Here is a 23,008-nt window from a genome sequence, read left to right as displayed (position 1 = left end):
AATGTTTAATACATTAATGAACACATTTATACATCAAGGTATAAGTTAGTCAACTGTTGTTGCACTTTCCTTGCACCCCTGAAACACCCCATACCAGAAAACCCATACCAGAAAAAAAGCATTTGTGTGATTGAAATGAAGTCAAAAGATATTGCTATTGTCGGCATCCTCCTCGCCATCGGTGCGATCCTTCGGTATTTCCTTGCGATGTTGCATACACCGCTGACCCCGAACATGATCATTGCATTTTACTGCCTTGCAATCATCCTCATCAGGCCGAAAGTTTACGAGGCGCTGGGCATCGGCCTTGTGGCAGGCATCCTCTCGATGCTGATCTCCAGCTCGATGTTTCCCCCGGCAAACCTCATCAGCGAGCCGGTAGGAGCGCTCGTGTGCTTCGGGCTGTATGCGGCGCTTAAGGAAAAAATAAAACTTGCGCCCACAGCCACGACATTTTTGAGTACGCTTGCAAGCGGCTTTACGTTCGCCGCGATCGCGATCATCTTTGTCGGGAGCACCATCCTTACCAAGTATAACGGGAACATGATGAGTTTTGTTGCCGTGTTCGTGCCAATCGTCGTGGTGACGGCGATATTCAATGCCGTAATCGTCCAGATCCTCTACTTCCCCTCGGTCAGGGTGCTGTCGAGGGGACAGGAATGATCGGGCTCCAAGAGATCAGCTACACCTATCCCCACACGGTGCAGGAAGCCCTGCACCGCATCTCGCTTTTCGTGCCAAAGGGCCGGTGCGTCATGGTTACCGGCCCGTCAGGTGCAGGCAAGACCACGCTCTGCCTTGCCGCAGCAGGTATCCTCCAGCATGAATACGGCGGTAAAAAAGAGGGCCGTGTCTTTGTGGAGGAAAAGGACGTCGCCGGCTATGTCGGCCTTTCCGAACTGGCAAAGAAGATCGGGATCGTCTTTGACGACCCCGAGGCGCAGATGATCTTCACAACCGTCGAAGAGGAGATCCTGTCTGCCCTTGAGCACCGGGGGCTGGATGCCGCAGTGATCGAGGAGCGCCTCGCCGCGATTATGAACGCGACGTACCTTGACGAGCTCAGGAACCGCTCCCCGCACAACCTCTCCGGAGGCCAGAAGCAGCGCGTTGCGCTTGCCGCAACCTTAGCGCTGGGAAACGAGATCCTGATCCTCGATGAGCCGACTTCGGAGCTTGATGAACACGCGACCCGGCGGATTACCGGAATCCTCAAAACCCTGAAAGCGCAGGGCAAGACCATCCTCCTTGTCGAACACAAGTACCGGCATTTCCGGGACATGATCGACATGCTTGTGGTGCTGGAGAACGGTCGCATCAGCGCGGCGGGTGACCCGGACATTGTCTTACAAGAAGAGCGGATACGCCGGATGATAATCCCGGATTTCTCCGGCATCCGGGATACGGTACAGGCAGGCGGTGCCGGTGCGGGAGAGCAGTCGCCCCCCGTTGTCAGTGTGCAGAACCTTTCCTACCTCTACGGTGACATTCCGGCGTTAAACGGCATCAGCCTGCAGATCCGTGCCGGCGAATTTGTCGCCATTGTCGGGGAGAATGGGTCAGGAAAGACGACGCTGGTCAAGCATTTCAATAACCTCCTGTTGCCCACGGGCGGTGATGTCGTGATAAGGGGGATGAATACGAAGCAGTGCTCAGTGGGAGAGCTCGCACGCCATGTCGGGCTGGTCTTCCAAAACCCCGACCATATGTTCTTTGCCGATACTGTCAAAGACGAGGTCGAATTCGGGCTCAAAAACCTCGGCCGGGCTGATGGAGAGAATCTCATCGATGCAGCGCTGGAGAACGTCGGACTCCTTCACACAAAACGCCTCTACCCCCGCTGGCTCTCGCGCGGTGAACGCCAGCGGCTTGCGATCGCGTGCGTGATCGCCATGCAGCCGGAGATCATTGTCCTTGACGAGCCGACGACCGGGCTTGACGGGAATGAGGCGCGTCTTGTGATGGAGATCTTAAAAGACCTGCAGAGAAAAAAGCATACCCTCATCATCATCACCCACAACCGGGAGATGGCCCGTTCCTGTGCGGACCGGATTATCACGATGGAGAAGGGGACGATCATCTCTGATACCATGGCAGGGGTGCCGTAAATGACAGAGATTCTCGCGTATGTCCACAAGGACGGCTTCTTCCACCGGCTCCATCCAATGACAAAGATCGTCTTTGTCGTTGTCCTAAGCCTGATGTGCGTCATCTCGACGAACCTTGTATTCCTGGTTGCCCTCGTGCTTGCCATCCTCCTCCTCGCGTACCTGGGAAAACTCTATGCGGAGGTGATCCAGCAGTCCCGGCTGATCGTCATGATGAGCATCGTATTCATCATCATCACCGTGATCACGATGCCCAACGGGGGTATCATCGGCTACCTCGTCCCACCGGGGTTCCCGCTCGCCGGGGGGAGCGTGCCGGTCACGTGGGGTGCAATCGAGATCGGCGTTATCCTTTCCCTGCGTTTTATGATCCTCATCTACGGGTTCCAGATCTTCATCATCTCTACCCAGCCCCGCGACCTTGTCCACTCACTGGAGAAGATGAGGATGCCGATCGATTACGTCCTCATGTTCATCATCGCGCTCCGTTTCATCCCGACCCTCCAGATCGAGGGCAAACGAATCCACGAAGCCCAGCTCGCCCGCGGGTACAATCCGGGTACGGGATTTATGGGCAAGATCCGCAGTGTCGCTCCCATTGTTGTTCCGCTCGTCTCCAACGCTCTGCTGCGGTCCAACGTGCTGGGGCTTACCATCGACATGCGGGGCTACCGCACCAGCGCACGGACCCACGTGCGGGAGATGGCACTGGTCTCACGCGATTACGCGGTGATGGGCACGCTTCTCTGCCTTGCGGGCGGTTTCTTAGCGCTGCTGCTCCTGCAGGCAATGTAAATATTTTTGCCCGGGCAAAGGCGCCTCAAACCCTGCTTTGGGATCCGGAACCAATAAATAAATTTTTTATACATGTGGCAGGCTCATTACCACTATGGCACCGGAGGATGCCGGCCCCGCGGGTCATCCCGCTGCAGACCGTCCTTTGAAAGGGAAAAAACGTGCCGGCCGGCAACAAAAGAAGGGGCCTGCCCGCAAAAAATCCGCACCGGACGCACCGGTCATTGGGCCCGAATGCCTCATTATCGGGGGGCGGGGTTCCTGTACAGAATGGCATGAAGTGCTCGGGCACTACCCGATGATCGATTCGATACAGCGGGAGGATTTCCCTGATCACGGCGCCAGTTTTGTCTATCTTGCGCATTTTTACCGTACAAAAAACACGGCAAAAGAAAGTTCCAAGGCGCAGAAAGAGTTTGAGGGTTTTTTCAAAGAGATCGGGTACGAGTACGATTACGCGGGGAATTTTGCATCCCGCTGGTTTGAAGGCATCGGCGTAAGGATCAGTTGATTGCAGGACCGGGCGGATTCCGGACGGTCCGCATTACAATTTTTTATGTAAAATTCAGGCTCATGTTATCGCATATCCTTTCATTGCCCTTGTTGCCAGAACCTTGTTGCCCAAAGGGAGTCCATGCCGTGCGGGAGTACTGTTCACAATCCGTAACAAAGGTACTGTTTGTTCTCCCGCATTCACAGGATCAAAAGAACAAGGTCTCCTGTAACCTGTATCCGTAAGAGAAGAGAAATCCAGTACATAACGCTGAACCCGGTACACTAATTTATATATAATTTACACAAAACACAGTTCTCTGGTAGCGCAATGAACCTGACGCCTGCGGCCAGAACCCTGCTGGAAAACCGGTACCTTCTCCCGCAGGAAACTCCCGGTTCCCTTTTCTGCAGGGTGGCAGATGCCGTAGGTACCCCGCTGAAAAATGATTTCCTCCATGTAATGAAGGAATTATTGTTCATCCCCAATTCGCCGACCCTGATGAATGCCGGGACACCCGCCGGCCAGCTCTCTGCCTGTTTTGTGTTACCGGTAGAAGATTCAATCCAGGGGATCTTTTCCACGCTTGCCACCATGGCGCTGATCCACCAGAGCGGCGGCGGTACCGGGTTCTCGTTCAGCAGGATCCGTCCTGCCGGTGATCCCGTATCCTCGACCTCCGGTGCGGCAAGCGGCCCGCTGCCGTTCATCCGCGTCTTTGATGAGGCGACGAGTGCCGTGAAACAGGGAGGGAAACGGCGGGGGGCAAACATGGCGGTGCTTGCCAGTTCCCATCCCGATATCATCGAGTTCATCAACGCAAAAAACCGGGGCGGGCTATCCAATTTCAACCTTTCCGTCGGGTTCGATGCGCATTTTTTCCACTGCCTGCAGCATGGCACGCAGTATGATCTGGTGAACCCCCGTGACAATTCGGTAAAAACCGGTATCGACGCCCTCGAACTCTGGCGCACGCTCGGCTCGGCAGCATGGCAGTCCGGTGATCCCGGTGTTCTTTTTCTTGATATCATCAACGGGAAAAATACGGTGCCCGGCCTCGGGAGCATTGAGGCAACAAATCCCTGCGGGGAGCAGCCGCTCCTGCCTTTTGAGAGCTGCAACCTGGGAAGCATCAACCTCTCCCGGTGCATCGCAAAGGACGAACTGGATGAAGAACAGGTGCAGACCGTTACCGACCGGGGGATCCGGTTCCTTGATGCGGTCATTGATGTAAACCGGTTCCCGCTACCTGAAGTGAGGGAAAAGACGCTGTTGACCCGGAAGATCGGGCTTGGCGTCATGGGACTTGCCGATGCCCTTATCCGCATGGAGATCCCCTACGAATCAGAAGAAGCACTCCATTTTGCTGATCGCACGATGGCCCTCATCTCCCGCAGGGCACATGAGACTTCCCGGGAACTGGGGGAGGAGCAGGGCTCGTTTCCTGCAATCAAAAAGAGCATCTACTCAGGCGAAATGCGCAATGCCACCGTCCTGACCATTGCTCCCACAGGCTCCCTCCATCTCATTGCAGGCACCAGCAGCGGGATCGAACCGGTCTTTTCCCTTGCCGGCACCCGGCGGATCGGAAACCGGCCGGTCACTATCATTCACCCGCTCCTGAAAAAGTACCTCAGAACCCTCCGATCAGGGAAGGATATCCTTGCTGCGGTGAAGCGGACAGGGACGCTCGGTTCCGCGCCGGTCCCGGATAAAATCAAAGAGATCTATAAGACCGCGACCGAGATCTCCCCGCAGCACCATATCCGCATGCAGGCAATGGTCCAGAAACATGTCGACAACGCCGTCTCAAAAACCGTGAATTTGCCGGAACATGCGGACGTGGATGAGATCTGCCGGCTGTTCCTGCTTGCACGGTCCCTTGAATGCAAGGGGGTTACAATCTACAGGTATAACAGTAAAAAAGACCAGGTACTTTCGCGGGGTTGCGGGATGTGCCGGGTTGACGTGTGACCGGCAAGCATGAAATCTGCCTGCATACTTTAAAAAAAAAATTCACCCGGTTTTTTTTAGTCTCTGCTCACCTGCCGCATCCTGAAACTTCATATCCCGCACGCCCTCTTTTATCCCTCAAAAAAATGAGGGGAAAATTTCATCATTTACAGCGACAGATAGTGCTTTACGCCGGCCAGGGATTTTTATGTCATGCAGGGCACTCACGGATGTTCTTGATGAAGCCCCGTTCACGCTGAAGCATGGCCATATCTGGTTCCTTTCATCGATGGGGATCTTCCTTGACGGTTTTGACCTCTTCGTGATGTCAATCGCCCTGCCGCTTATTATCGTCCAGTTCTCCGCCAGCCCCCTCGCACAGGGTGCAGTCGGTGCTGCATCGGTTGTCGGGGCGATCTTCGGGGCACTTATCGGCGGCAGGCTCTGCGACCGTTTCGGGAGAAAGACGGTCTTTTTGGCCGATCTCTTCATCTTCATTGTCTTTGCAGTCCTGTCGTTCTTTGCCTGGAACTTAGAGTCCCTTATCCTCTTCCGTTTCCTCCTTGGCATCGGAATCGGTGCGGACTACCCGATCTGTGCATCCTATGTCTGCGAGTTCATGCCAAAGCGGATCCGGGGCAGGATGATGATCGCTGCGTTCAGCTTCCAGGCTGTCGGCATCTTTGCCGCAGCTGCCGTCGGGCTCCTCATCCTTGCCATGCACCCGGTTGAACAGGCATGGCGGTGGATGCTTGTTGCCGGCGCCGCCCCGGCGCTCCTGATCCTTGTGCTGCGCCGGACCGTCCCGGAGAGCGCCCGGTGGCACATCCAGCGGGGGGAATGGAAGCTTGCCATGGGGGTCATCCGCCACCTGATACCGGATTTCAAGTTAAAAGGAGTGGTTAAGCCCCCGGTGAAAGATGCAGTGGAAGATGAGCCGGAAAAAAGGGCATGGCATTCCCACCTTTCCGATTACACCGAACTTTTCTCCCGGCAGAACCTGCGCCGGACCATCCTTGTCACCGTCCCATGGTTTTTGATGGACTTTGCCTTTTACGGGGTCGGGATATTCACGCCAATCCTCATTGCAGCCCTCATGGGCAGTCCCGCGGCCGGGCTCAATTTCATTGCACAGGACTTCTTCTCGACTGAGTATACGGTAGTGCTCGACATCTTCCTTGTCATCGGCTTCATCCTCAATATCCTCTTTATTGAAAAGATCGGCAGGATCCGGCTCCAGCTCGCGGGATTTATCGGCATGGCGGCCGGGATGTTTGTCCTTGCCGCATCCCAGTCCGGTTCTTCCACCATCATCGCGCTTGCATTTGTCGGGTTCGGCCTCTTCAACCTCCTCATGAACTGGGGGCCCAATGCCACGACGTTCCTCCTCCCCGCCGAGCTCTTCCCTACCCGGCTCCGCGCCACAGCCCATGGGTTTGCGGCATCTCTTGCCAAGGTTGGTGCAGCCTGCGGGATTATCTTTGTCCCGTTGATGAAGGCCTCCTTTGGTGTCCGGGCTACGGTCATCATCATGGGCGTCATCTGCGTGATCGCCTTTGCGGTAACATGGCTGACCCGGATTGATATGACCGGGCGCTCCCTTGAAGATCTCGAGGATGCAGGGTGATACCTTTATGCCCGCCCCAAGGCATCTCCGGCATCCGGCCGGGGCTCCATCCTTCAGGCACCGGTGGGATTTTGGTCTTTTCCTCCGGAGGAAGGGTATTATAATACCCCGCTATATTATTTCGTCATGAAGACCAGCGTGGAAACCGTGGATGATACCATAGGGAACCAGGAGATATGCAAAAAGTATTGTGGGGCGTGTCCGACGTTTAAGGGCAACAGGCTTTCAGACACCCTGCCAAATGCGCTGTTCTGTGCACGTGGAAAATCATCAGCCCCATCAAATGTAAAAACGATCAGCTGCTATTGTCCGGCATGCGAGGTATTTACAAAATACAAGTTAAATGTCGGGTATTTCTGCGTTAACAAGTGAAGGTTTAATTTTTTTTTTGGGTAAGATACCATTCCTGCCCCTGACTTTTTACGAAATCAACGACGGATTTTGTGTTAAAATACCGTTCCTGAAATTGGAAAGAAAAAAGTGATGCAGATTAAAATGATTATTCTACAGATTCAAGTAAACCTCCTATCCTACTATCGCATCATGGGGGATGCCATAGCGGCGGGAGCAATGTAACTCGAAGACATCCCAACAGATGTCTTCTCGTGCTCCTTTACAGTCGCATATCGAAGATATCCTGATGGACATCTTCTTCAGTTTGCCCTTCCCTGCGTGAACGGCAGAAAGGTCGAAACCATTGATATGGTTTCTCCAATCAATCCTCGCTTTCCAGCGACGATTAATTCCCCCAAAGAGCGTTAAGAGCTGGGATTTCTAAGCATTTCTACAGAGCCCTTAGTCTGCACGTTTTAAAATGCACACACTGATTACAATTGCCAGTACAAGCACGGGGATTTCGACCGGTGTTTGAGTCGGGGCCGGAGGCGCGGATGCCGGGACATTCCCCAAAGAGCCGGTATTTGCTTCTGATGGTGCTGTCACCGACACCACCGTAGTTACTGGTTGCACTGTTTCTTTCACCGGTGTGGTCTGCTGCGTGGTGGTCGTTGCGACAGGCTCCTTGTACAGGACCCGGATCATCCAGTCCACTTCTGTCGGGGGATAACTCTCTCCTCTCATGTTCAGGGCCAGTTCGTCAATCCTGTTGGGATTGGATTTTACCGTGTGAGACGTTGATGAGGTCGAAGGTTTCGTGTAACCGATGGAGATCCCGTGCTTGTTTTCTGTTGGGGCGTAAGAATCGGTAAAAATCACAAGGTAAAAGTTGCCTGTGACAAGATGGTCCGGGACCGGGATGTTCTGCCAGGATATGACCTGCCGTGCATCACTGGCATCACTCATTGCCCGGTGCAACGGTAATTTTTCATAGGGAATTTGGTCCTTGTATAACGTCTTTAAATTCTCGTCCCAGATCTCGATCCTGACATTTCCATCAAGATCACCGTACCGGTACGCGTACAGCCGGACACCATTGACAACGATCGGTTCATTATTCTGGAAAAATACTGCATGGCCCCATGGCCTCAGGCTATATGACGTGGTTGTAGAACCCAGAATGCTGTATTTTAACTGGCCATCGTCGCGGATTGGAGTTGCAGTATCGGCCCAAACAGGCAAAACACAGGAAATCAGGAGTATGATGGCGAGCAAAATGATCTTTTTGTACATATCGTGATATTTATTTCGGGCTCAATAAATTTTCTGAATTGATTTTAGAGATTACATCCTGCAGGAATATTTTCCTGCACTCTTTCTCCCCCTCCCTCCTCCCTGTCGGGGACTCACCCTGCAATGATACCCTTAATCACCTCCCCCTTCAACATATATTTTGGAGAGAGAAAGGATGGAAAAGATTACGCTTGGCCCGATGCCGTACATGAGTGTCATGCCCACCCTGCTTGTGGGCGCAAACGTGAAGGGCAAGCCGAATTACATGACCGCCGCGTGGGCAACAGTCGCCTGCATGGCGCCGCCGATGGTCTGCGTCGCGATCAACAAGGCGCGGTATACTGCAAAGGGGATCGGGGAGAACAGGACCTTCAGCCTGAACGTGCCGTCATCAGAACAGGTCATCGAGACCGACCACTGCGGCCTCGTCTCCGGTGGGCAGGAGGACAAATCCGGAATCTTCCGGTCGTTTTACGGGAAACTGAAGACCGCTCCAATGGCACAGGAGTGTCCGGTCAACATCGAGTGCAGGCTGTCTGAGTCCGTAGACTGCGGGAGCCACATGCTTCATATCGGCGAGGTGGTGGAGATCCATGCCGACCCATCATGTGTCACGGACGGGAAACCGGATATCGCAAAGATCAACCCGATCGTGTACGCCCAGGCCGCCTACTTTGGCGTGGGGAAACAGGTCGAAAAGGCATTTTCGGCAGGGAAGAAGTACAGGAAAAAGTAATACCGGGTATTTTCCGGAAAATTGTTTTTTTAAACAACACACTGTTGACAGTGTATTTTAAAATCAGTGGCTTTTAGATCCCATCAGAAAAAAGTAAGAATAAGCCCGTATCATTGACAAATTTTAAATTTATAAAAATAGGGTTACGATTAGTATCGGTCAGTATCTACATCCTGATTCTAAAGGGGGGAAACCTTTTTTGCATCTCATAGAAAAGGATTCCCCATGCAGTGGCGAGTCTATACTTGTCATATCCCGATAGTCCTTTTTTCATCAGTGATACTTATCATACTGGTAATTATTTGTGGTTGTGTAGCACTTCCGATAGAATCCAAACCGGGAGTATCCCCCACACCTACTCTTCGTCAAGGATCATCAACCGAAACAACTGGATCACCCGGTGGTTATAGGAGTTACGTTCAGGAAGCTGCGCCAATCCCTGAGGGCTCACCGCGCGAGGTTCGTGACCTATCAGGGAAATCCGGGGAGGTGTCGTCACCAGTAATGCGAAAAGCTATCGAAGATGCACCACCAGTCTTTACAGATCATTACACACCCAAATACAGTTCTTCTGCATTTCAAATTCATGTTATCAAAGGGCCACTCATTATAAAATACCAGACGATTCCCCTTCAATATGACCCCCGAAACTCGTTTTTAAAGATTACCGTGAGGAATCCTAAGACTGGCCAGATTGTTGCAGAGGACGGTTATGGAAATCCCTACCCATCAAATACTGTGAATACGATCATCATTAACGGAGAAGGGGATTACCACGTTACGGTTTACGGTAATCAGGTTGATGTCAGAGTTTCAGTGTATACTGGGGATTTTATTTAAGAGAATTTCTGTTTTTTAAAATTAGAAACATTTTCCTAATTTGAGCCATGCATCGCTGCCATGTGATGCTGACAAAGGATGACAAACAGCATTGGCAGGTAATAGGATGGAAATATTGTACAATCTGTGGGATGATACAAAGTGATAAATTGTTCTCATAGGTAATTGTCTGTCATGTATAAACCACGATTCTTGGTTAATACATATATCAATACAGAAATTTTAGATATCTTCGAACAGGATTCAAAAATTGCACGCGTTTGTTTTCATGAAGCAGGACATGCGATTATTCTTACAGCTTTTGATGGTGATGTTGTCTCTATTATAGTATACCCGAATGGTGAGGGCACTACATTTGGAGATATTCGACAATATCTTTCAGACACGGAAAAACATGATATGATTTGTATGGCTGGTTTTTTCTTTGAATCTTTGATCTGTGGGCGCTATAATCTACCATTTCCTGAAAATTTCCCTGATTGTCATTTGGATGTCGTCAATACCTTTACTGGCAATGTGGATAATGTAATTTGGAATCTTGAGAAGTTGATTATACTAAACGATTATATCGTCAAAGTAGTGGAAGACACTGCTATTAAACTTTTTAAATCCGGATTGACACTAGATGGAGACACAATTAGAGAACTTTGGCATAATGCAGATAAAATCAAGTGATTTTTGTCAGGTAGTATTATTATATAAATCAACAATTCTTCTATTTGACTATTATGAGTCTTTGGAAAGATCTAATTAGATTTTTCAAAAAGAAAGAATTAGTTTGTGAAGAATGTGGGAAAAAATTTGATACCAAACTCGAATTATTGAATCACATCCATGTTCCACAATTCGAGCATTTGAGACGAGACTTTCTCCCTCAACGCGATCAAGAACGAAAAATCATAGAGAAAGAGTGGCTTAACCAAATTTATGAACTTAATCGTAATGAGACATACAGAGAATACTTAATTCAGGCTGAGAAATTTAGGAAAGAATTTGGTAAGGATATTAAGTGTGGCATTTGTGGGGAGTGGAAAGTTGATTTATTCGATCATCGTGGTCAAACTTATTGCAAAAAACACATCCCAATCGAACTGGATATAGTGAAGGAATACAAAGTAATTGCCGGTAAACACGGAGCATCACGAGATTTCATTAAGAAGTAACATATCGACTCAAAATTAACCAGTTTAGGTTATAGTAGGCAATTAGTTGGCAGTTTTGAACGGTTTGTGTGTTGATGCAAAGAGAATAAAATAATTTTTATTGATTTTTATTAGCACTTATATCTGACATCATTTTTTTATAGGAATCTTTATCGAATCTCTCTGTATTATTCTGACATATGAAGGGATGGGCAGTAATTATTGGGATTCTAATTTTAGGAGTGATAATTTCGAGTGGATGTACGCAACAAAACCACACTGCATCTCAGGTTACAACAACAGAAATAATGTCTCCATATCCGCCACCGGAAATAATTACCACTACTTTACCGATACAGATATCCCAACAGACCGTTACACAAACACCAACACTTGAGAGAACTCCAATATACCCCGGTGCCTCTTCCAATCCCTATGAGCCTTGTGGGGATGCTGCTCTCAATGTAATGAAGTGTAATCAGGGTATTGTTACAGATCTGGAATACTGTGCATATTGGGGAAGGCGATATAATGCTACTTGTCTAACGAGTATCACAACTGTGGAGACCACCCCAGAAATTACCCCTACACCTAAACCATGTTCATGCCCACAAGGTTCGTCTTGCTACGAAAATAATGGTTTGCAGACATGCAAAAGTGACATGACACAATATAACAATCCTACTGCAACAAAAACCCCAAATTACACATTTTATTCTGTAAAACCTCCAAATTGTGAGAAAATAGATACACAACTGATAAGCTCATTGATATCTAAAAATCAGGATCTGTATCTTCAAAGTTTAGCAATAATGCATTCAAATTGGATGAGTAGTACGGGAATTTTTCAACCTTTAGACTCCTATCAATATGATAATGTTGTTTTTAAGGCACCCGACGCTTTTTGCACTAATGAGGAGGCAGCAGAAGCAATAATCTCAACATGGGCTAGCGGGACGGGTTATTCCACCAAAGATAAGGATCTTATACCCCCAGGTGGGAGTGGGATATACCATCCTGAATTAGATACAAGTGGAATTAAGGGATTTAGAATCGGAGTAGGAGTTGCCTATATAGAGGGAACAGGCATATGGGCTACTAAAATTGTAGATTAATATGTTTGCACCAAATCTATGAACCGGACTGCTCGCATATGATTCATCGTGGCACTACTGCCCGGTCTGTGGGATGATGCTGCTGGATTGATGGATTCAAAATGTGATCGATGATCATTAAAATTAATTATAGATACTCCTCATTGATTCACAATGGAAGAATTTTCAGAAAGTAAAAATTTGTTAAATTTATATCAAAAGAGTTTATCTGATTTATCAGAATTTTTATTAATGCTGGAGGATCAAAAAAATAGTCTTGAAAACGAAGTGAAAAATGAAGTAATTAAAAAAAATAAAGTACTAGGGAATATTCAATTAAAGGAAAGCGACACCACTAATCAATCAAATACCAAAAGTAACCCCCTGAAATTTTTTTCGAACGCTATCGATCATACAAAAAATACAATTGAAACAACAATACTACAAAATAATCTAAAAACAATCGATAATGAAATCACTAAATTATCTGAACGTCTTAATAAAAAAAATCTTGAAATTCAAGAATGCAACTTAAAGATCGCAGATGCAAAAAATAATATATCGTTAATTCTCTCGCAAAGACAGAAAGGATTTGAAATTTATGAAAAACAATGGATTAACCTTGAAGAAATCCAAAAATTAAAACAAATCAAAATCGGTTTGGCTAATAATTTTTCAGAAATGTCACCTTTCGATTTTGAACATTTTACTGCATTATTGCTTCAAGAGATGGGATATCAAACTGAAGTAACTAAAAAAACAGGAGATTATGGTGTGGACATTATCGCAATAAAAAACAATCAAAGGATAGCTGTTCAATGTAAAAGGTTTCAAGAAGGTCACCCCGTTGGAAATAGAGATATTCAAAATTTATTGGGTAGTATGGGGTATTATCGAGTCCATTCTTGCATTCTTGTTACGACTTCTGACTTCACAAAAAATGCTAGAGAACAATCAAAAAATTCCCCTATTGAATTGTGGAATAAAGAAAAGTTACATGAACTAGTGAAAAAACATCTCCTTAAATTTAATATAAATGAAGTATTTGATTCAATTGAGAGCCAAAAGAGAAATGCGGAAAAAAAAACTGGGGGCGTGAACAAAAAATCGCAAAATGGTACCATATCTAAAGAAGATAAAGGAATCTGCCCTCGTTGTGGTGGAGGAAAGATGAAGACAAGAAAATATTGTTCAAAATGTAAAACAGAACTTCGAAAAGGAGGAACCTTTTCGCACGTATTAAAATCTTTTGGCGCTATTGTAAAAGAATTTGAAAAAGATTCAAGAAGGTAAATAGTTTTTGAGGATGTCCTATTATCCTGAAATCATTCGATATCATACACATAACGACACCAGCCCGGCATCTTGAACACTACACTCTAACAGGTTGCCACGCTCTATTTTCCCACTTTATGGATATGGATGCACTGTCCACCTCTCCAATCCCCACACTCCGATCCTTTGCAGGGTACCAAAGCAGAAGTGAAATTTTCTGTATCTTTTAAGAGTCCGGCTATTGAATTTTTCCTGCTGCACCAGAGAGATATCATATCTGAATGTAACCGGAATCGCTGGGTATTAAGGCGATGCAAACAGAGTGCGAAAGTGACAATCATGCCATACGAACCCCGGGCCAATGCAACCGAAAAAGAAATATTGTGACCCGAATTCAAAGGTAATACCCCCATCATATCGGGACAGGGCGCGTCTATTATGAGTTGCCCCCCGGCATCCCCTGTTTTTCGGATGATGACCTGAAATCTGCAATAATAAGGTCAACGCGACGGTGGGAAAATTTCAGCCGTTGAAGTTGTGGAAGTCGTAACAGTTCCTGATGAACTCCTGTTTCCGGTGCCCGCTCGCGTTGACTGGTGGCCTGAGATACCCGATCTCCGGTGTCTGGAGGGCCGGGCAGAACGGGCAGAGGGCTGCATCGACATCGTTTGCCTTGGTCCGGACCGGGCAGTAACAGACCCCGTCGATCACATCCACCTTGTCCCCGCCGGGGAATTCCATGCCGACAGGATGCCCGGGGAGCCCCTGCACGAACATGCAGAACCCGGCAAGCAAAAATTTCAAAAACCGGAGCCGGTCCTCCTCCTCCTCTCCCGTCGTGCAATTCTCTGCAGCCATTTTCCAGTACTCCGGGACACCATCCACAACAGGCTCTCGCATTGTCAGGAATACCCCCTGCTGGTCCATGAGCCGGACGTTCTGATATGTCCCGTGCAGGTGCCCGGTGATGGTCTCTTCGAGGTGTTTGCGGTACACGGGATCGATATTACGGATCTTTTCTGAGAAGTTCCATCTCATCTGGTGCAGGTCACGGGGGGAGTACGCGAGGACGACAGCGGCGATGGCTGCGCCGAGATCTCCCCGGCTCTTTTTTGACCCGAGCAGACCGCATTTCCCTGCGATCTCTGATAATGCGCTCTCTGTCTCCCCTGTGTCGTGTGACCGGATGCCGGGCATGGTCGTTTCCTAAAGACTCCTCGATCCTTTCCGGGCTGGGGATCACTCCCGGACCCTACAAAATTTTCGTCTCTTCGGCGGGCTTTGGCACTTTGACCACGAGCACCCGGAAGACTGCGTTGCTCTCGTTTGTCCAGCGGTGCGGGATCCGGGCGGGACTCTCAATGAGCATATCCTTTGTGCAGCTCGCCCGCTCATTCCCGATCTCGATAATGCCGGTGCCTTCAAGCACGTAGAAAAATACATCGACCGGCGTGATGTGTTTTTTGAGCGACTCGCCGGGTTGCAGGGTGATGACAACAGCCATCGCATGGGGTGACTCATAGATCTTCCGGGCGTCCACGTGGTGGGGGTTAGGGCCAGAAATAACGTCTGCAACTTTTATAATTTTCATGTTCATTTCACCTCATCAACCGGTATATACGGAAGTAATGTCAGCAGATCGGATTTGAGCGTATCGATCCCGATGCGCTCCATGAACCGGGCCGTCCGTTCGTGGGGTTTTGCGCGGCTCCGGTAATATTCGGCAAGGCGCTGTGCACAGTCAAGCGCTTCTGCCTCCGGGAGGTTCCGGGCGATAAGGTCTGCAAACCTCGGCCGGGTGCCCCCGTTGCCGCCAAAAAAAACCGTCCAGCCCTTGTTTGTCCCCATGATCCCGATGTCCCGGGTGTGGCTCTCACCGCAGGAGCGCGGGCAGCCGGAGACACCGATCTTGATCTTTGCCGGGAAGGTCTGGTCCCTGAACTGTCCATCCATGGCACGGGCAAGGCCGATCGAGTTCTGGTTCCCGTACCGGCACATATCGGTGCCAAGACATGCCTGCACGAACTTGACGCAGGGGGCGGTCTCGGGTTTTGCAAGAGGGCCCAGCTCATGAATCACATGCTGCACATTGTCTGGTTCGATGCCGATGAGCGCGATCCGCTGGCCTGAGGTGATCTTCAGCATCGGTACCTGGTACTTCCGCCCGACCCTGGCAATCTTCTCAAGGTCATCCGGTGTGACCATGCCCGCCGGGATGCGGGTAACAACTGCATACGTCCTCCCATCCCGCTGGAGGATTGCACCTTCCGGAGAGTTTGTCATCGTTCTTCATATCTCCGTTGCATGAACGTTTAATTATCTTTTTTTGCGGCGTCCAGCAAAATTTTTACAACCTCGGCCGGCATGTCAGCCATTGGCACGTGGGATGACGGCAGCTCGAGATAGGTCCATCCTTTTGTGTCGGCGTCAATTTTTTCCTTTGCGATCCGGGTCACGCCTTTGAATTCGCTTTTTGTGCAGAGGATATAGGTTTTTTTGAGGGGTTTTATTTTCGCTGCATCAAACTGCAGCTTTTCCACGTACGGCGGGGCTGGTTCCAGGCCGGCAAATGACAAGGGGTCGCAGCCACCGGAGACAATGAGATCAAAGAGTGACTGCCCCGGATCCGGAAATGCGGCATCGACATACACCAGACGGCGGATCCTGTCAGGCATCTTTGCTGCAACACCGGTTATTACCATCCCGCCATAACTGTGCCCGACCGGAATAATATCCCGTAAATCATTTCCGGTGATCAGTTCGCATACCTGCACGATATGCCCGGTGAGGCTGCTGCTGTGTTCATCCAGAAGCGTCGGCGCAAAGACGCGGTGGTTATGTGCCGTAAGAGAAGGAACAACGGGGTCCCAGATCATGCCACCCATCGTGCCGTCAGGAGTATGAACAGGTTTTCCTCTTGTAAGTTTATTCCACGTATCGGTCGTCATGTTGCCGCCATGGACCAGAACGTACGTTACCATATTGAACCGCCTCACAACCTGATAATCCTGATATGGCATTGCTTTTTGATCCTATAAGTGTCTGTTACCTGGTGAAAAGTATAAAAAAAATTCCCTGTATGGTGTTCAGGATTGTGCTGATGGCTGTAACGCTTCTATTGGCCGAAAACATAGGGGTTCGCTACGACAGTCACCGGCGTGAATTTTTCATTCGTACCATGAAGAAGCGTATTATCCTCCATCAGACTATTCCTTCATAGTGAGTGCCGGCATGGAACCCGTCAAAGATACGTTAGGGAACCAGGAGATCTGCAAAAAATACTGCGGGGCATGCCCGACATACAAGCGCAATATTCTCGCACGGTACCAGCCCGACACGCTATTTTGCGCACGGGGAATATCATCGGCCCCGTCAAAAGCAAAAACGATGGGGTGCTTCTGTCCCGCATGCGAGCTCTTTACCGGGCACGGGCTTGTTGTCGGGTACTTCTGCGCCAAACGGTGAAGATTTCTTTTTCAATTTTTTTTGCGGAAAGCCGGGAGCGCAAGAGCTGCCCTGCAATCGCCACGACAGCGGGACGCTTAAACGTAGACAAAAAGGAACCAGGCCGCACGAAGGGGCTGGCCTGTGACCTCAAGCCGCGATGTGTCAAGGCGGACACGATAGAAAAGCTGACGGTGTATTGTCTGCGTCAACACCATTTTTCAAAATCTGCCGGACTTTCCGGCCAGCGGGCATTCCAGATGAGCCGGTTTACCCAGCTCCGTAACGGGAAAATAATCTGGTCATCGACCATCCGCGAATGGCTCCGCGAGCACGAGAAGCCTGACGAGTGCATCTACTGCGGAGTACAAGGCCCACTCACGACCGATCACATTCTCCCGCGATCCTGCGGAGGCCCGGACATTCCCGACAATGCGATCCGCGTCTATCAGTCGTGCAACTCCGGCAGGGGTGGCCGGCGGCTCTTTACGTCTCCGGCATTGCGGGAACGAGCCAGTCCTGTGAGAAGACCGACTCGAGACGGTCCAGGATCGGTTTTTCCGTAACCAGGATCCCAAGCTCGCGGTTCTGGTCGAGCGAGACTTTGCTGAAATTCTCCGATCCGAGATACGCGACCTGTTCCGGTGTCCCGTAATCGGCGAGTACCATCTTCGCGTGGATGTACAGCGATGTGATGGTCTTTGCCCGTGCACTGCCGGCATTCAGGGTCGCGAGGGCGGGAACGTTATCGTTTTTCCCGTTGCTCCTGAGATCGGCTGCGATCACCCGGACGGCAACCCCCCGTTTCGCCGCCGCCGCGAGCGCATCGATGCATTCCTTGTCCGTGATCTCTTCGTTGTAGACATCGAGTGTTTTTGTTGCATGGCCGATTACCCGGAGGATCTTTGCACGGGAATTAACCGGGCTCCAGACAAGCGTTGGCCCGGCGGGAGTGACGGGCAGGTAATTCCAGTCTGCATCAAACACGTCCGCGATCTCCCGGACTTCGGGCAGGCTGGTCGTGACGATCCCGAAGTCCCTTGTCGTGGTAAAGTAGTCCGGCTGCAGGTTGAACGTCATGATGACCGAGCGGGATCCGTCAGCGGTGAGCGTCTTCTGGTGGGTGACGGTAAAGGCCGGCGAAGCCGGCTTCATTGCAACCCCGGCCCGGGAGAGGTTCACGATGACGCCGCTGTCCGGGTTCGTCCTGTACATGGACGTAAACGATGCATTGTTGTAGAGCACACGGACCACAACGCCCCTCCCCTGCGCTGCAGCAAGGGCGGCGGCGATGTCGGGATCGATGATCTCGTAGATAGTGAGCGTGAGGTTGTCGTGAGCCCCGGCAATCGTGGAGAGGACCATTGCCTTTCCGTCATCGGGTTCTACGATGAGGGTGTGAATGGCAGGGGAGGCGGACTCCGTAACGCTGGCCTGCCCGGGGATTGCGGGTGCCGTATTCCCGTGCAGGCCAAGACACCCGGCTGCAATAAGGGCGAGGAACAGGAAGACGAACGTGACGGGAAGACTCCGCATACTGATATGATGCGCAATGAAGGTATAAAGTGCCACCGGAAAAGGGCGGGGCAACTGCAGGAAAAAAGCCACTGGCCGTCTTCAAACCCATTGCACTGGTGAACACATTCGAGCTGCTTGATTATGCTCTTTGCGATGAAGAACTGCTCACAACCATTGAAACGACAATCCGTAACGCTGGGGGCCAAGTGACCCGGGGGTCGCGGTAACCTGGGATTCAACGATCTTTTTGGAAGGTTAAACGATCGCGTCTTTCGCCAATATTGTTAATACTGTATAATGTATACATTAAACACGGATATGGCAAAAACAATTCATACCGGTAACTCCGGACCGGTGACCACGCTCCCTTTGCGGGGGAAGGCACGGAAATTCATGCATGGCGTTCCGGCCAAGGATCTGCGTGCTCCCGTGCAGGTCCTTAAATCAACGAAACAATGGCTCGACCAGATCATCGAGGAAAAACAGTTCAGGACCTACGATGAGGCGATCATGTTCCTGATTATGGAACGGCAGAAACATCTCCCTTCGGATTTTGGGGTATTTTCCGATCTGGCGGAATACCGGTGCAGCGGAGAGGATTGATATCGCGGTCGTTCTCGATACATGGGCATGGGTCGAGTACTGGAGGGGCAATGACCGCGTCCGTGAAATTATTGAGGGGCCTGACCACAAAATCACGTCGATGATGACGGTTGTGGAACTTGAACGGCCCTATGGCGGCGATAAGGAGCGTATGGACCTTATGGTGGCCAAGATCAGGCTCAGGAGCCGCCTGGTCCCCGTCGACCTCGATATTGCACGGGCAGGAGGGGCCGTGCGGAGGAGCATGAAAGAGGGGGGCATTGCCGATGCGATCATCTATGCAACGGCACACCTGAATCATGCGAAGGTCCTGACCGGGGACCCGCATTTTAAGAAGCTTCCCGATGTTATTTTTGTAGGTCCGGCCTGAGACTGTTTTTTTTTAATTTTGGATCGCAGAAAATAAAAAAAAACTTGGGGCTTTACTGGATTAGAGTTTTATATATCCCCCCACAGCCTCAACGTTCCCTGGTTGTTGCATGGGTGTTTTTGTAATTAAACATGAACTCACACGTTGACGAGCCGTTGGGTGCAGCTCAGCCGCCCCGGCCGTTGACAATCCGCCGGATATCACAGCTGCCTCACATCACCGCGCCATCAGCGCGAACACACCCCATCCAAGGTATTCACGCGTGTACGCGGCGTAGCGTTTTGGTTCCACAGTCAGTTTAGCCCTGACCTCTTTTACGAAGTCGTCATCGGGATTTGCTTCGAGCCATCGGCGCATCGTGAGCCACTTGGCCGCTTCGTACCTGTCCCAGCCACCGTGGTCAGCCAGAACCATTTCCACAACATCGTAGCCGAGGTCGCCAAAAGACCCGAGAAGTTCCGGGAGCATGAGAAAGTCAAAGACAGAACTGGCTTCGCATCCCCTGGCAACGTCTTCTGTCCGGGGTAACTGCCGCCAGTAGGGCTCGCCGATGAGGATGATTCCTCCGGGGCAAAGACTCTTTGCCAGAAGCCCGATGGTGCCGGCGACTCCCCCGCCGATCCACGTGGCACCGAGACAGGCTGCCACACCGGCCTTTTCGTCGGCGACGTAGCCGACAGCGTCGCCGTGGATGAACCCGACCCGGTCGGCGACTCCGAGTTCTTCAGCGCGGAGTTTCGCCTGCCCGGTGAACAACCGGCTCATGTCGATACCGACGCCGATGATTCCGTAATCGCGTGCCCAGGTGCACAGCATCTCGCCCGAACCGCTGCCGAGGTCGAGCACACGAGTCCCCGGTTCCAGGCGCAACGCTGCGCCGAGAGTGGCGAGATTTTCCGGTGTGAACGGGTTATGGATGCGGTGAGCACTTTCGGCGATGTTGAAGATACGTGGGATGTCCAATGCACAACCTCCTTTTACTAAGTTGTGTAATAACCGGAATATACCCTTGCCTGATCTGGATTGGTATACGAATGTTTTCCCAAAGCGAACTGATCGCGAGGATCTAAAGTACACTTTTTTATTTTTTTTTTTAGAGATGGGATAATTCTCCTCATCGCATCTTTGGCCGGTTGTTACTCAACAACCCGTCAGCCCCCATCGCTGCATGTTTATGGAGCCCGTCATGTTTCCGGCAGTTGCCTGACGGCATGCGATCACCGGCCCCGGCTGTCTCCTTTGCGTCACTCCCGGTGTGCGATCCGTTCCACGCTCACGATTGCCCGGCTGACCCCGGCAAGCGGCGGCAGGAGGTGCGAGAGCGTCTGCTCGGCCGTGCACCGCCGCACAATGCCCTTCGAACTGGTCTGGAACCAGCCGTCTTTGTCCCTCTGGAAGGTCTGGAGCACCTTGCCCTCCCTGTTTAAGAACCTGATGATGCATTCGTCGTTTCTCATGGACTCACCATCTCGTGTATCGGTCGTTTCCGGAAGACAAAATACCGCAGGATGGAACCACAATACCCTACAACCCGCGATACGCGACGCTCCGGTGCCGGATATATATCACTGTAACTTCGCGGCTTCCGTGCAGCACCTGATAGATCACGCGATAATCACCGATGCGGATGCGGTAAAGGTTTTCTGCACTGGCAAGTTTGTATGCATCGTGAGGAACCGGGTCACTCACAAGATTCTCAATATGCTCAAAAATGTGCGGGATAATTTCTTTGGGAATTTTCCGGAGATCTTTTTCAGCGCTCTTTTTACAGCGAAGAATTCTTCCGAATTCTTCTCGTCTTTCAGGTTCTTACGAACCTTTCAGAAATGCAATCGAATACGCTTCCATTGCGCCGGCTCACATCACGCGTTTCTTCAGCTCGGCAAGACTTATCGTGCCTTCGTCCCGCCTCTCGGCAACCATGGCGAGATCATGGAGATCTTCCTTGAGGTGCTGATATTCTGTGAGCGGGAGGATGACGGCGACCTTGTTCCCGTTCTCATCGACAACATACTGTTCGGCGGTGGCCATACAGGATTCCTGATCATCCATTATATTCGCCTGATGATATAACCGCTTTTTCGTGCAAGGGTCGGGGGAATACTATATTTTTGCCAAAACCCAATGTGTTGATGAGAGATACGGTGTTCCGGTCTGCCGGAGGATCTCCCTGCCCCGGAACATTCACAAAACCACCCGGAGGACCGGCACATGAAATTTGATCGAAAAAGCCCCTATAATAATCTCCCGCCGCTTCCGCCTGCCATCGATCTTGAATCAAAGGGCGTGCTGAAGAGATGTGTCGGGGCCCACCGTGCCCTCGCATCACTGAAAGGGGCCGGTAACCTGATCCCGAACCAGGCGATCCTGATCAATGCCATCCCGCTCCAGGAAGCAAAGGCAAGTTCCGAGATTGAGAACGTCGTTACAACGGGCGACAAGCTCTACCAGGCATCGATCCTTCCCGGGGCAGCAACCGATCCCCAGACCAAGGAGGTCCTGCGGTACCGGACAGCTCTGCGGCGGGGATATGACCAGCTCACCGGGCAATCCATCTCGGTGGGGCTGCTCCGCGAGGTGTGCGAAGTCCTGCTCGACCACGAGGTGCAGCTCCGCCAGAGCCCGGGCACGCAGATTGAGAACAAGACGACCGGGGAGGTGATCTACACGCCACCGGACGGCGGGGAGATCCTGCGGGAGAAGCTGGATCATCTTGAGCATTTCATCCGCACCCAAAACGAGAGCCCGCTCGATCCCCTCATCCGGCTTGCGCTGATCCATTACCAGTTCGAGGCCATCCACCCGTTCGAGGACGGGAACGGGAGGACCGGGCGCATCCTGAACATTCTCTATCTTGTGGAGCAGGGCCTTCTGGATATCCCCGTCCTGTACCTCAGCCGCTACATCATCGAGCACAAGAGCGATTACTACCGGCTGCTGCGGGCGGTGACCGAAGAACAGGCGTGGGAGGAGTGGGTGCTCTTCATGCTCGCTGCCGTGGAGAACACATCGGCCCGGACGTTCGAGCGCGTTCGTGCGATCCGCCGCCTGCTTGACGACACGACCACACTGTGCCGGAAAAATCTCCCCCGCCAGATCTACTCCCGGGAGCTCATCGAGCTGATCTTTGTCCAGCCCTACTCCAAGATCTCGTTTGTGGTCGATGCCGGGATTGCACGGCGGCAGACCGCTGCGGGATACCTGCAGAAACTCGAAGAGATCGGCGTCCTTGAATCACGGAAGGCCGGGCGGGAGAAGATATTCCTCCATCCCGCTCTCCTGAAACTGCTTGCAGAGCCGTAGGGATGTGTCGATTTTTTCTGGTTTTTTCGACACGTCCGGGCAACGTGTCGATTTGATCGACAGGTCCGGAAAAACAGA

29 protein-coding genes are annotated in these 23,008 nt (G+C 51.0%); 19 read left to right on the top strand and 10 right to left on the bottom strand.

What is annotated here, in order from left to right; translation table 11 throughout:
• The first annotated feature begins 135 nt into the window (after nt 1–135).
• From OS112_04570 to OS112_04540, 7 genes are all read left to right on the top strand, one after another.
• Nucleotides 136–663, top strand: a complete 528-nt coding sequence (locus OS112_04570) for a hypothetical protein (GenBank protein WAC05909.1) — start codon at nt 136–138, stop codon at nt 661–663.
• A complete protein-coding gene (locus OS112_04565; GenBank protein ID WAC05908.1) occupies nt 660–2,108 on the top strand; it encodes an energy-coupling factor transporter ATPase in 1,449 nt (482 codons plus the stop codon). Before OS112_04570 ends, OS112_04565 begins: the two co-directional genes overlap by 4 nt.
• Nucleotides 2,109–2,903, top strand: coding sequence for an energy-coupling factor transporter transmembrane component T (locus tag OS112_04560; protein WAC05907.1), 795 nt, complete (start codon nt 2,109–2,111; stop codon nt 2,901–2,903). It begins immediately after the preceding gene.
• A gap of 94 nt (nt 2,904–2,997) precedes the next feature.
• Entirely contained in the window at nt 2,998–3,414 is a 417-nt protein-coding gene (locus OS112_04555) for a hypothetical protein (GenBank protein WAC05906.1), read from the top strand.
• A 312-nt stretch (nt 3,415–3,726) separates the two neighbouring features.
• A complete protein-coding gene (locus OS112_04550; protein ID WAC05905.1) occupies nt 3,727–5,370 on the top strand; it encodes an adenosylcobalamin-dependent ribonucleoside-diphosphate reductase in 1,644 nt (547 codons plus the stop codon).
• 187 nt (nt 5,371–5,557) lie between these two features.
• Nucleotides 5,558–6,976 (top strand): MFS transporter, encoded by a 1,419-nt coding sequence (locus tag OS112_04545; GenBank protein ID WAC05904.1) that lies wholly within the window; start codon nt 5,558–5,560, stop codon nt 6,974–6,976.
• A gap of 126 nt (nt 6,977–7,102) precedes the next feature.
• Nucleotides 7,103–7,348: a DUF2769 domain-containing protein gene (locus OS112_04540; GenBank protein ID WAC05903.1), complete on the top strand. Its 246-nt coding sequence runs from the start codon at nt 7,103–7,105 to the stop codon at nt 7,346–7,348.
• A 423-nt stretch (nt 7,349–7,771) separates the two neighbouring features.
• Here OS112_04540 and OS112_04535 read toward each other — a convergent pair whose 3' ends face one another.
• Nucleotides 7,772–8,605, bottom strand: a complete 834-nt coding sequence (locus tag OS112_04535) for a hypothetical protein (GenBank protein WAC05902.1) — start codon at nt 8,603–8,605, stop codon at nt 7,772–7,774.
• A gap of 175 nt (nt 8,606–8,780) precedes the next feature.
• Here OS112_04535 and OS112_04530 point away from each other — a divergent pair, with 175 nt between their 5' ends.
• From OS112_04530 to OS112_04505, 6 genes are all read left to right on the top strand, one after another.
• Complete coding sequence (locus OS112_04530; protein ID WAC05901.1) at nt 8,781–9,341, top strand: flavin reductase family protein; 561 nt, start codon at nt 8,781–8,783, stop codon at nt 9,339–9,341.
• Nucleotides 9,342–9,566: 225 nt separating this feature from the next.
• Entirely contained in the window at nt 9,567–10,181 is a 615-nt protein-coding gene (locus OS112_04525; GenBank protein ID WAC05900.1) for a hypothetical protein, read from the top strand.
• 174 nt (nt 10,182–10,355) lie between these two features.
• Nucleotides 10,356–10,856, top strand: coding sequence for a hypothetical protein (locus tag OS112_04520; protein ID WAC05899.1), 501 nt, complete (start codon nt 10,356–10,358; stop codon nt 10,854–10,856).
• Nucleotides 10,857–10,909: 53 nt separating this feature from the next.
• The gene (locus OS112_04515) at nt 10,910–11,344 is read left to right on the top strand and encodes a hypothetical protein (protein WAC05898.1); all 435 of its coding nucleotides are present in this window, start codon (nt 10,910–10,912) and stop codon (nt 11,342–11,344) included.
• Between the two features lie 179 nt (nt 11,345–11,523).
• Nucleotides 11,524–12,438 (top strand): hypothetical protein, encoded by a 915-nt coding sequence (locus tag OS112_04510; protein WAC05897.1) that lies wholly within the window; start codon nt 11,524–11,526, stop codon nt 12,436–12,438.
• A 153-nt stretch (nt 12,439–12,591) separates the two neighbouring features.
• Complete coding sequence (locus OS112_04505) at nt 12,592–13,710, top strand: restriction endonuclease (GenBank protein WAC05896.1); 1,119 nt, start codon at nt 12,592–12,594, stop codon at nt 13,708–13,710.
• A gap of 504 nt (nt 13,711–14,214) precedes the next feature.
• On the opposite strand, the gene OS112_04500 is transcribed toward OS112_04505, so the two are convergent.
• The 4 genes from OS112_04500 to OS112_04485 are packed head-to-tail and all read right to left on the bottom strand — an operon-like array spanning nt 14,215 to nt 16,673.
• On the bottom strand, nt 14,215–14,889 hold the full coding sequence (locus OS112_04500) for a DUF2115 domain-containing protein (protein ID WAC05895.1): 675 nt from the start codon (nt 14,887–14,889) through the stop codon (nt 14,215–14,217).
• 55 nt (nt 14,890–14,944) lie between these two features.
• Entirely contained in the window at nt 14,945–15,283 is a 339-nt protein-coding gene (locus tag OS112_04495) for a cupin domain-containing protein (GenBank protein ID WAC05894.1), read from the bottom strand.
• Nucleotides 15,284–15,285: 2 nt separating this feature from the next.
• The gene (locus OS112_04490) at nt 15,286–15,975 is read right to left on the bottom strand and encodes an NAD(P)/FAD-dependent oxidoreductase (GenBank protein ID WAC05893.1); all 690 of its coding nucleotides are present in this window, start codon (nt 15,973–15,975) and stop codon (nt 15,286–15,288) included.
• 29 nt (nt 15,976–16,004) lie between these two features.
• Nucleotides 16,005–16,673, bottom strand: a complete 669-nt coding sequence (locus OS112_04485; GenBank protein ID WAC05892.1) for an alpha/beta hydrolase — start codon at nt 16,671–16,673, stop codon at nt 16,005–16,007.
• Between the two features lie 250 nt (nt 16,674–16,923).
• Between OS112_04485 and OS112_04480 the strand changes: the two genes are divergently transcribed.
• Nucleotides 16,924–17,157, top strand: coding sequence for a DUF2769 domain-containing protein (locus OS112_04480; protein WAC05891.1), 234 nt, complete (start codon nt 16,924–16,926; stop codon nt 17,155–17,157).
• Entirely contained in the window at nt 17,154–17,702 is a 549-nt protein-coding gene (locus OS112_04475) for an HNH endonuclease (protein ID WAC05890.1), read from the top strand. The genes OS112_04480 and OS112_04475 overlap by 4 nt, the downstream gene beginning before the upstream one ends.
• Here the strand turns inward: OS112_04475 and OS112_04470 are convergent.
• Complete coding sequence (locus OS112_04470; GenBank protein WAC05889.1) at nt 17,623–18,672, bottom strand: phospholipase D-like domain-containing protein; 1,050 nt, start codon at nt 18,670–18,672, stop codon at nt 17,623–17,625. The genes OS112_04475 and OS112_04470 overlap by 80 nt on opposite strands.
• Nucleotides 18,673–18,701: 29 nt before the next feature.
• On the opposite strand from OS112_04470, the gene OS112_04465 reads away from it, so the two are divergent.
• From OS112_04465 to OS112_04455, 3 genes are all read left to right on the top strand, one after another.
• Nucleotides 18,702–18,881, top strand: a complete 180-nt coding sequence (locus OS112_04465; protein ID WAC05888.1) for a hypothetical protein — start codon at nt 18,702–18,704, stop codon at nt 18,879–18,881.
• 91 nt (nt 18,882–18,972) lie between these two features.
• Nucleotides 18,973–19,257: a hypothetical protein gene (locus OS112_04460; GenBank protein ID WAC05887.1), complete on the top strand. Its 285-nt coding sequence runs from the start codon at nt 18,973–18,975 to the stop codon at nt 19,255–19,257.
• Complete coding sequence (locus tag OS112_04455) at nt 19,208–19,627, top strand: PIN domain-containing protein (GenBank protein ID WAC05886.1); 420 nt, start codon at nt 19,208–19,210, stop codon at nt 19,625–19,627. The genes OS112_04460 and OS112_04455 overlap by 50 nt, the downstream gene beginning before the upstream one ends.
• Before the next feature lie 216 nt (nt 19,628–19,843).
• Here OS112_04455 and OS112_04450 read toward each other — a convergent pair whose 3' ends face one another.
• From OS112_04450 to OS112_04435, 4 genes are all read right to left on the bottom strand, one after another.
• The gene (locus OS112_04450; GenBank protein ID WAC05885.1) at nt 19,844–20,704 is read right to left on the bottom strand and encodes a class I SAM-dependent methyltransferase; all 861 of its coding nucleotides are present in this window, start codon (nt 20,702–20,704) and stop codon (nt 19,844–19,846) included.
• Between the two features lie 167 nt (nt 20,705–20,871).
• Nucleotides 20,872–21,084, bottom strand: coding sequence for a hypothetical protein (locus tag OS112_04445; GenBank protein ID WAC05884.1), 213 nt, complete (start codon nt 21,082–21,084; stop codon nt 20,872–20,874).
• A gap of 67 nt (nt 21,085–21,151) precedes the next feature.
• Complete coding sequence (locus OS112_04440) at nt 21,152–21,406, bottom strand: type II toxin-antitoxin system RelE/ParE family toxin (protein WAC06135.1); 255 nt, start codon at nt 21,404–21,406, stop codon at nt 21,152–21,154.
• 78 nt (nt 21,407–21,484) lie between these two features.
• Nucleotides 21,485–21,679 (bottom strand): type II toxin-antitoxin system Phd/YefM family antitoxin, encoded by a 195-nt coding sequence (locus OS112_04435; protein ID WAC05883.1) that lies wholly within the window; start codon nt 21,677–21,679, stop codon nt 21,485–21,487.
• A gap of 159 nt (nt 21,680–21,838) precedes the next feature.
• Between OS112_04435 and OS112_04430 the strand changes: the two genes are divergently transcribed.
• Complete coding sequence (locus tag OS112_04430) at nt 21,839–22,930, top strand: Fic family protein (GenBank protein WAC05882.1); 1,092 nt, start codon at nt 21,839–21,841, stop codon at nt 22,928–22,930.
• The last annotated feature ends 78 nt before the right edge of the window (nt 22,931–23,008 follow it).

The sequence above is a fragment of the Methanoregula sp. genome (genome assembly GCA_026625165.1).
Taxonomy (GTDB): domain Archaea; phylum Halobacteriota; class Methanomicrobia; order Methanomicrobiales; family Methanospirillaceae; genus MVRE01.
The sequence above is the reverse complement of the archived record's forward strand: the minus strand, read 5'-3'. Positions and strand labels throughout refer to the sequence as shown.

Excerpts from the sequence above, each read along its gene's own strand:
- OS112_04570 (WAC05909.1), top strand. The coding sequence starts at position 136 with ATGAAGTCAAAAGATATTGCTATTGTCGGCATCCTCCTCGCCATCGGT.
- OS112_04565 (WAC05908.1), top strand. The coding sequence starts at position 660 with ATGATCGGGCTCCAAGAGATCAGCTACACCTATCCCCACACGGTGCAG.
- OS112_04560 (WAC05907.1), top strand. The coding sequence starts at position 2,109 with ATGACAGAGATTCTCGCGTATGTCCACAAGGACGGCTTCTTCCACCGG.
- OS112_04555 (WAC05906.1), top strand. The coding sequence starts at position 2,998 with ATGGCACCGGAGGATGCCGGCCCCGCGGGTCATCCCGCTGCAGACCGT.
- OS112_04550 (WAC05905.1), top strand. The coding sequence starts at position 3,727 with ATGAACCTGACGCCTGCGGCCAGAACCCTGCTGGAAAACCGGTACCTT.
- OS112_04545 (WAC05904.1), top strand. The coding sequence starts at position 5,558 with ATGTCATGCAGGGCACTCACGGATGTTCTTGATGAAGCCCCGTTCACG.
- OS112_04540 (WAC05903.1), top strand. The coding sequence starts at position 7,103 with ATGAAGACCAGCGTGGAAACCGTGGATGATACCATAGGGAACCAGGAG.
- OS112_04535 (WAC05902.1), bottom strand. The coding sequence starts at position 8,605 with ATGTACAAAAAGATCATTTTGCTCGCCATCATACTCCTGATTTCCTGT.
- OS112_04530 (WAC05901.1), top strand. The coding sequence starts at position 8,781 with ATGGAAAAGATTACGCTTGGCCCGATGCCGTACATGAGTGTCATGCCC.
- OS112_04525 (WAC05900.1), top strand. The coding sequence starts at position 9,567 with ATGCAGTGGCGAGTCTATACTTGTCATATCCCGATAGTCCTTTTTTCA.
- OS112_04520 (WAC05899.1), top strand. The coding sequence starts at position 10,356 with ATGTATAAACCACGATTCTTGGTTAATACATATATCAATACAGAAATT.
- OS112_04515 (WAC05898.1), top strand. The coding sequence starts at position 10,910 with ATGAGTCTTTGGAAAGATCTAATTAGATTTTTCAAAAAGAAAGAATTA.
- OS112_04510 (WAC05897.1), top strand. The coding sequence starts at position 11,524 with ATGAAGGGATGGGCAGTAATTATTGGGATTCTAATTTTAGGAGTGATA.
- OS112_04505 (WAC05896.1), top strand. The coding sequence starts at position 12,592 with ATGGAAGAATTTTCAGAAAGTAAAAATTTGTTAAATTTATATCAAAAG.
- OS112_04500 (WAC05895.1), bottom strand. The coding sequence starts at position 14,889 with ATGCCCGGCATCCGGTCACACGACACAGGGGAGACAGAGAGCGCATTA.
- OS112_04495 (WAC05894.1), bottom strand. The coding sequence starts at position 15,283 with ATGAAAATTATAAAAGTTGCAGACGTTATTTCTGGCCCTAACCCCCAC.
- OS112_04490 (WAC05893.1), bottom strand. The coding sequence starts at position 15,975 with ATGACAAACTCTCCGGAAGGTGCAATCCTCCAGCGGGATGGGAGGACG.
- OS112_04485 (WAC05892.1), bottom strand. The coding sequence starts at position 16,673 with ATGGTAACGTACGTTCTGGTCCATGGCGGCAACATGACGACCGATACG.
- OS112_04480 (WAC05891.1), top strand. The coding sequence starts at position 16,924 with ATGGAACCCGTCAAAGATACGTTAGGGAACCAGGAGATCTGCAAAAAA.
- OS112_04470 (WAC05889.1), bottom strand. The coding sequence starts at position 18,672 with ATGCGGAGTCTTCCCGTCACGTTCGTCTTCCTGTTCCTCGCCCTTATT.
- OS112_04460 (WAC05887.1), top strand. The coding sequence starts at position 18,973 with ATGGCAAAAACAATTCATACCGGTAACTCCGGACCGGTGACCACGCTC.
- OS112_04445 (WAC05884.1), bottom strand. The coding sequence starts at position 21,084 with ATGAGAAACGACGAATGCATCATCAGGTTCTTAAACAGGGAGGGCAAG.
- OS112_04435 (WAC05883.1), bottom strand. The coding sequence starts at position 21,679 with ATGGATGATCAGGAATCCTGTATGGCCACCGCCGAACAGTATGTTGTC.
- OS112_04430 (WAC05882.1), top strand. The coding sequence starts at position 21,839 with ATGAAATTTGATCGAAAAAGCCCCTATAATAATCTCCCGCCGCTTCCG.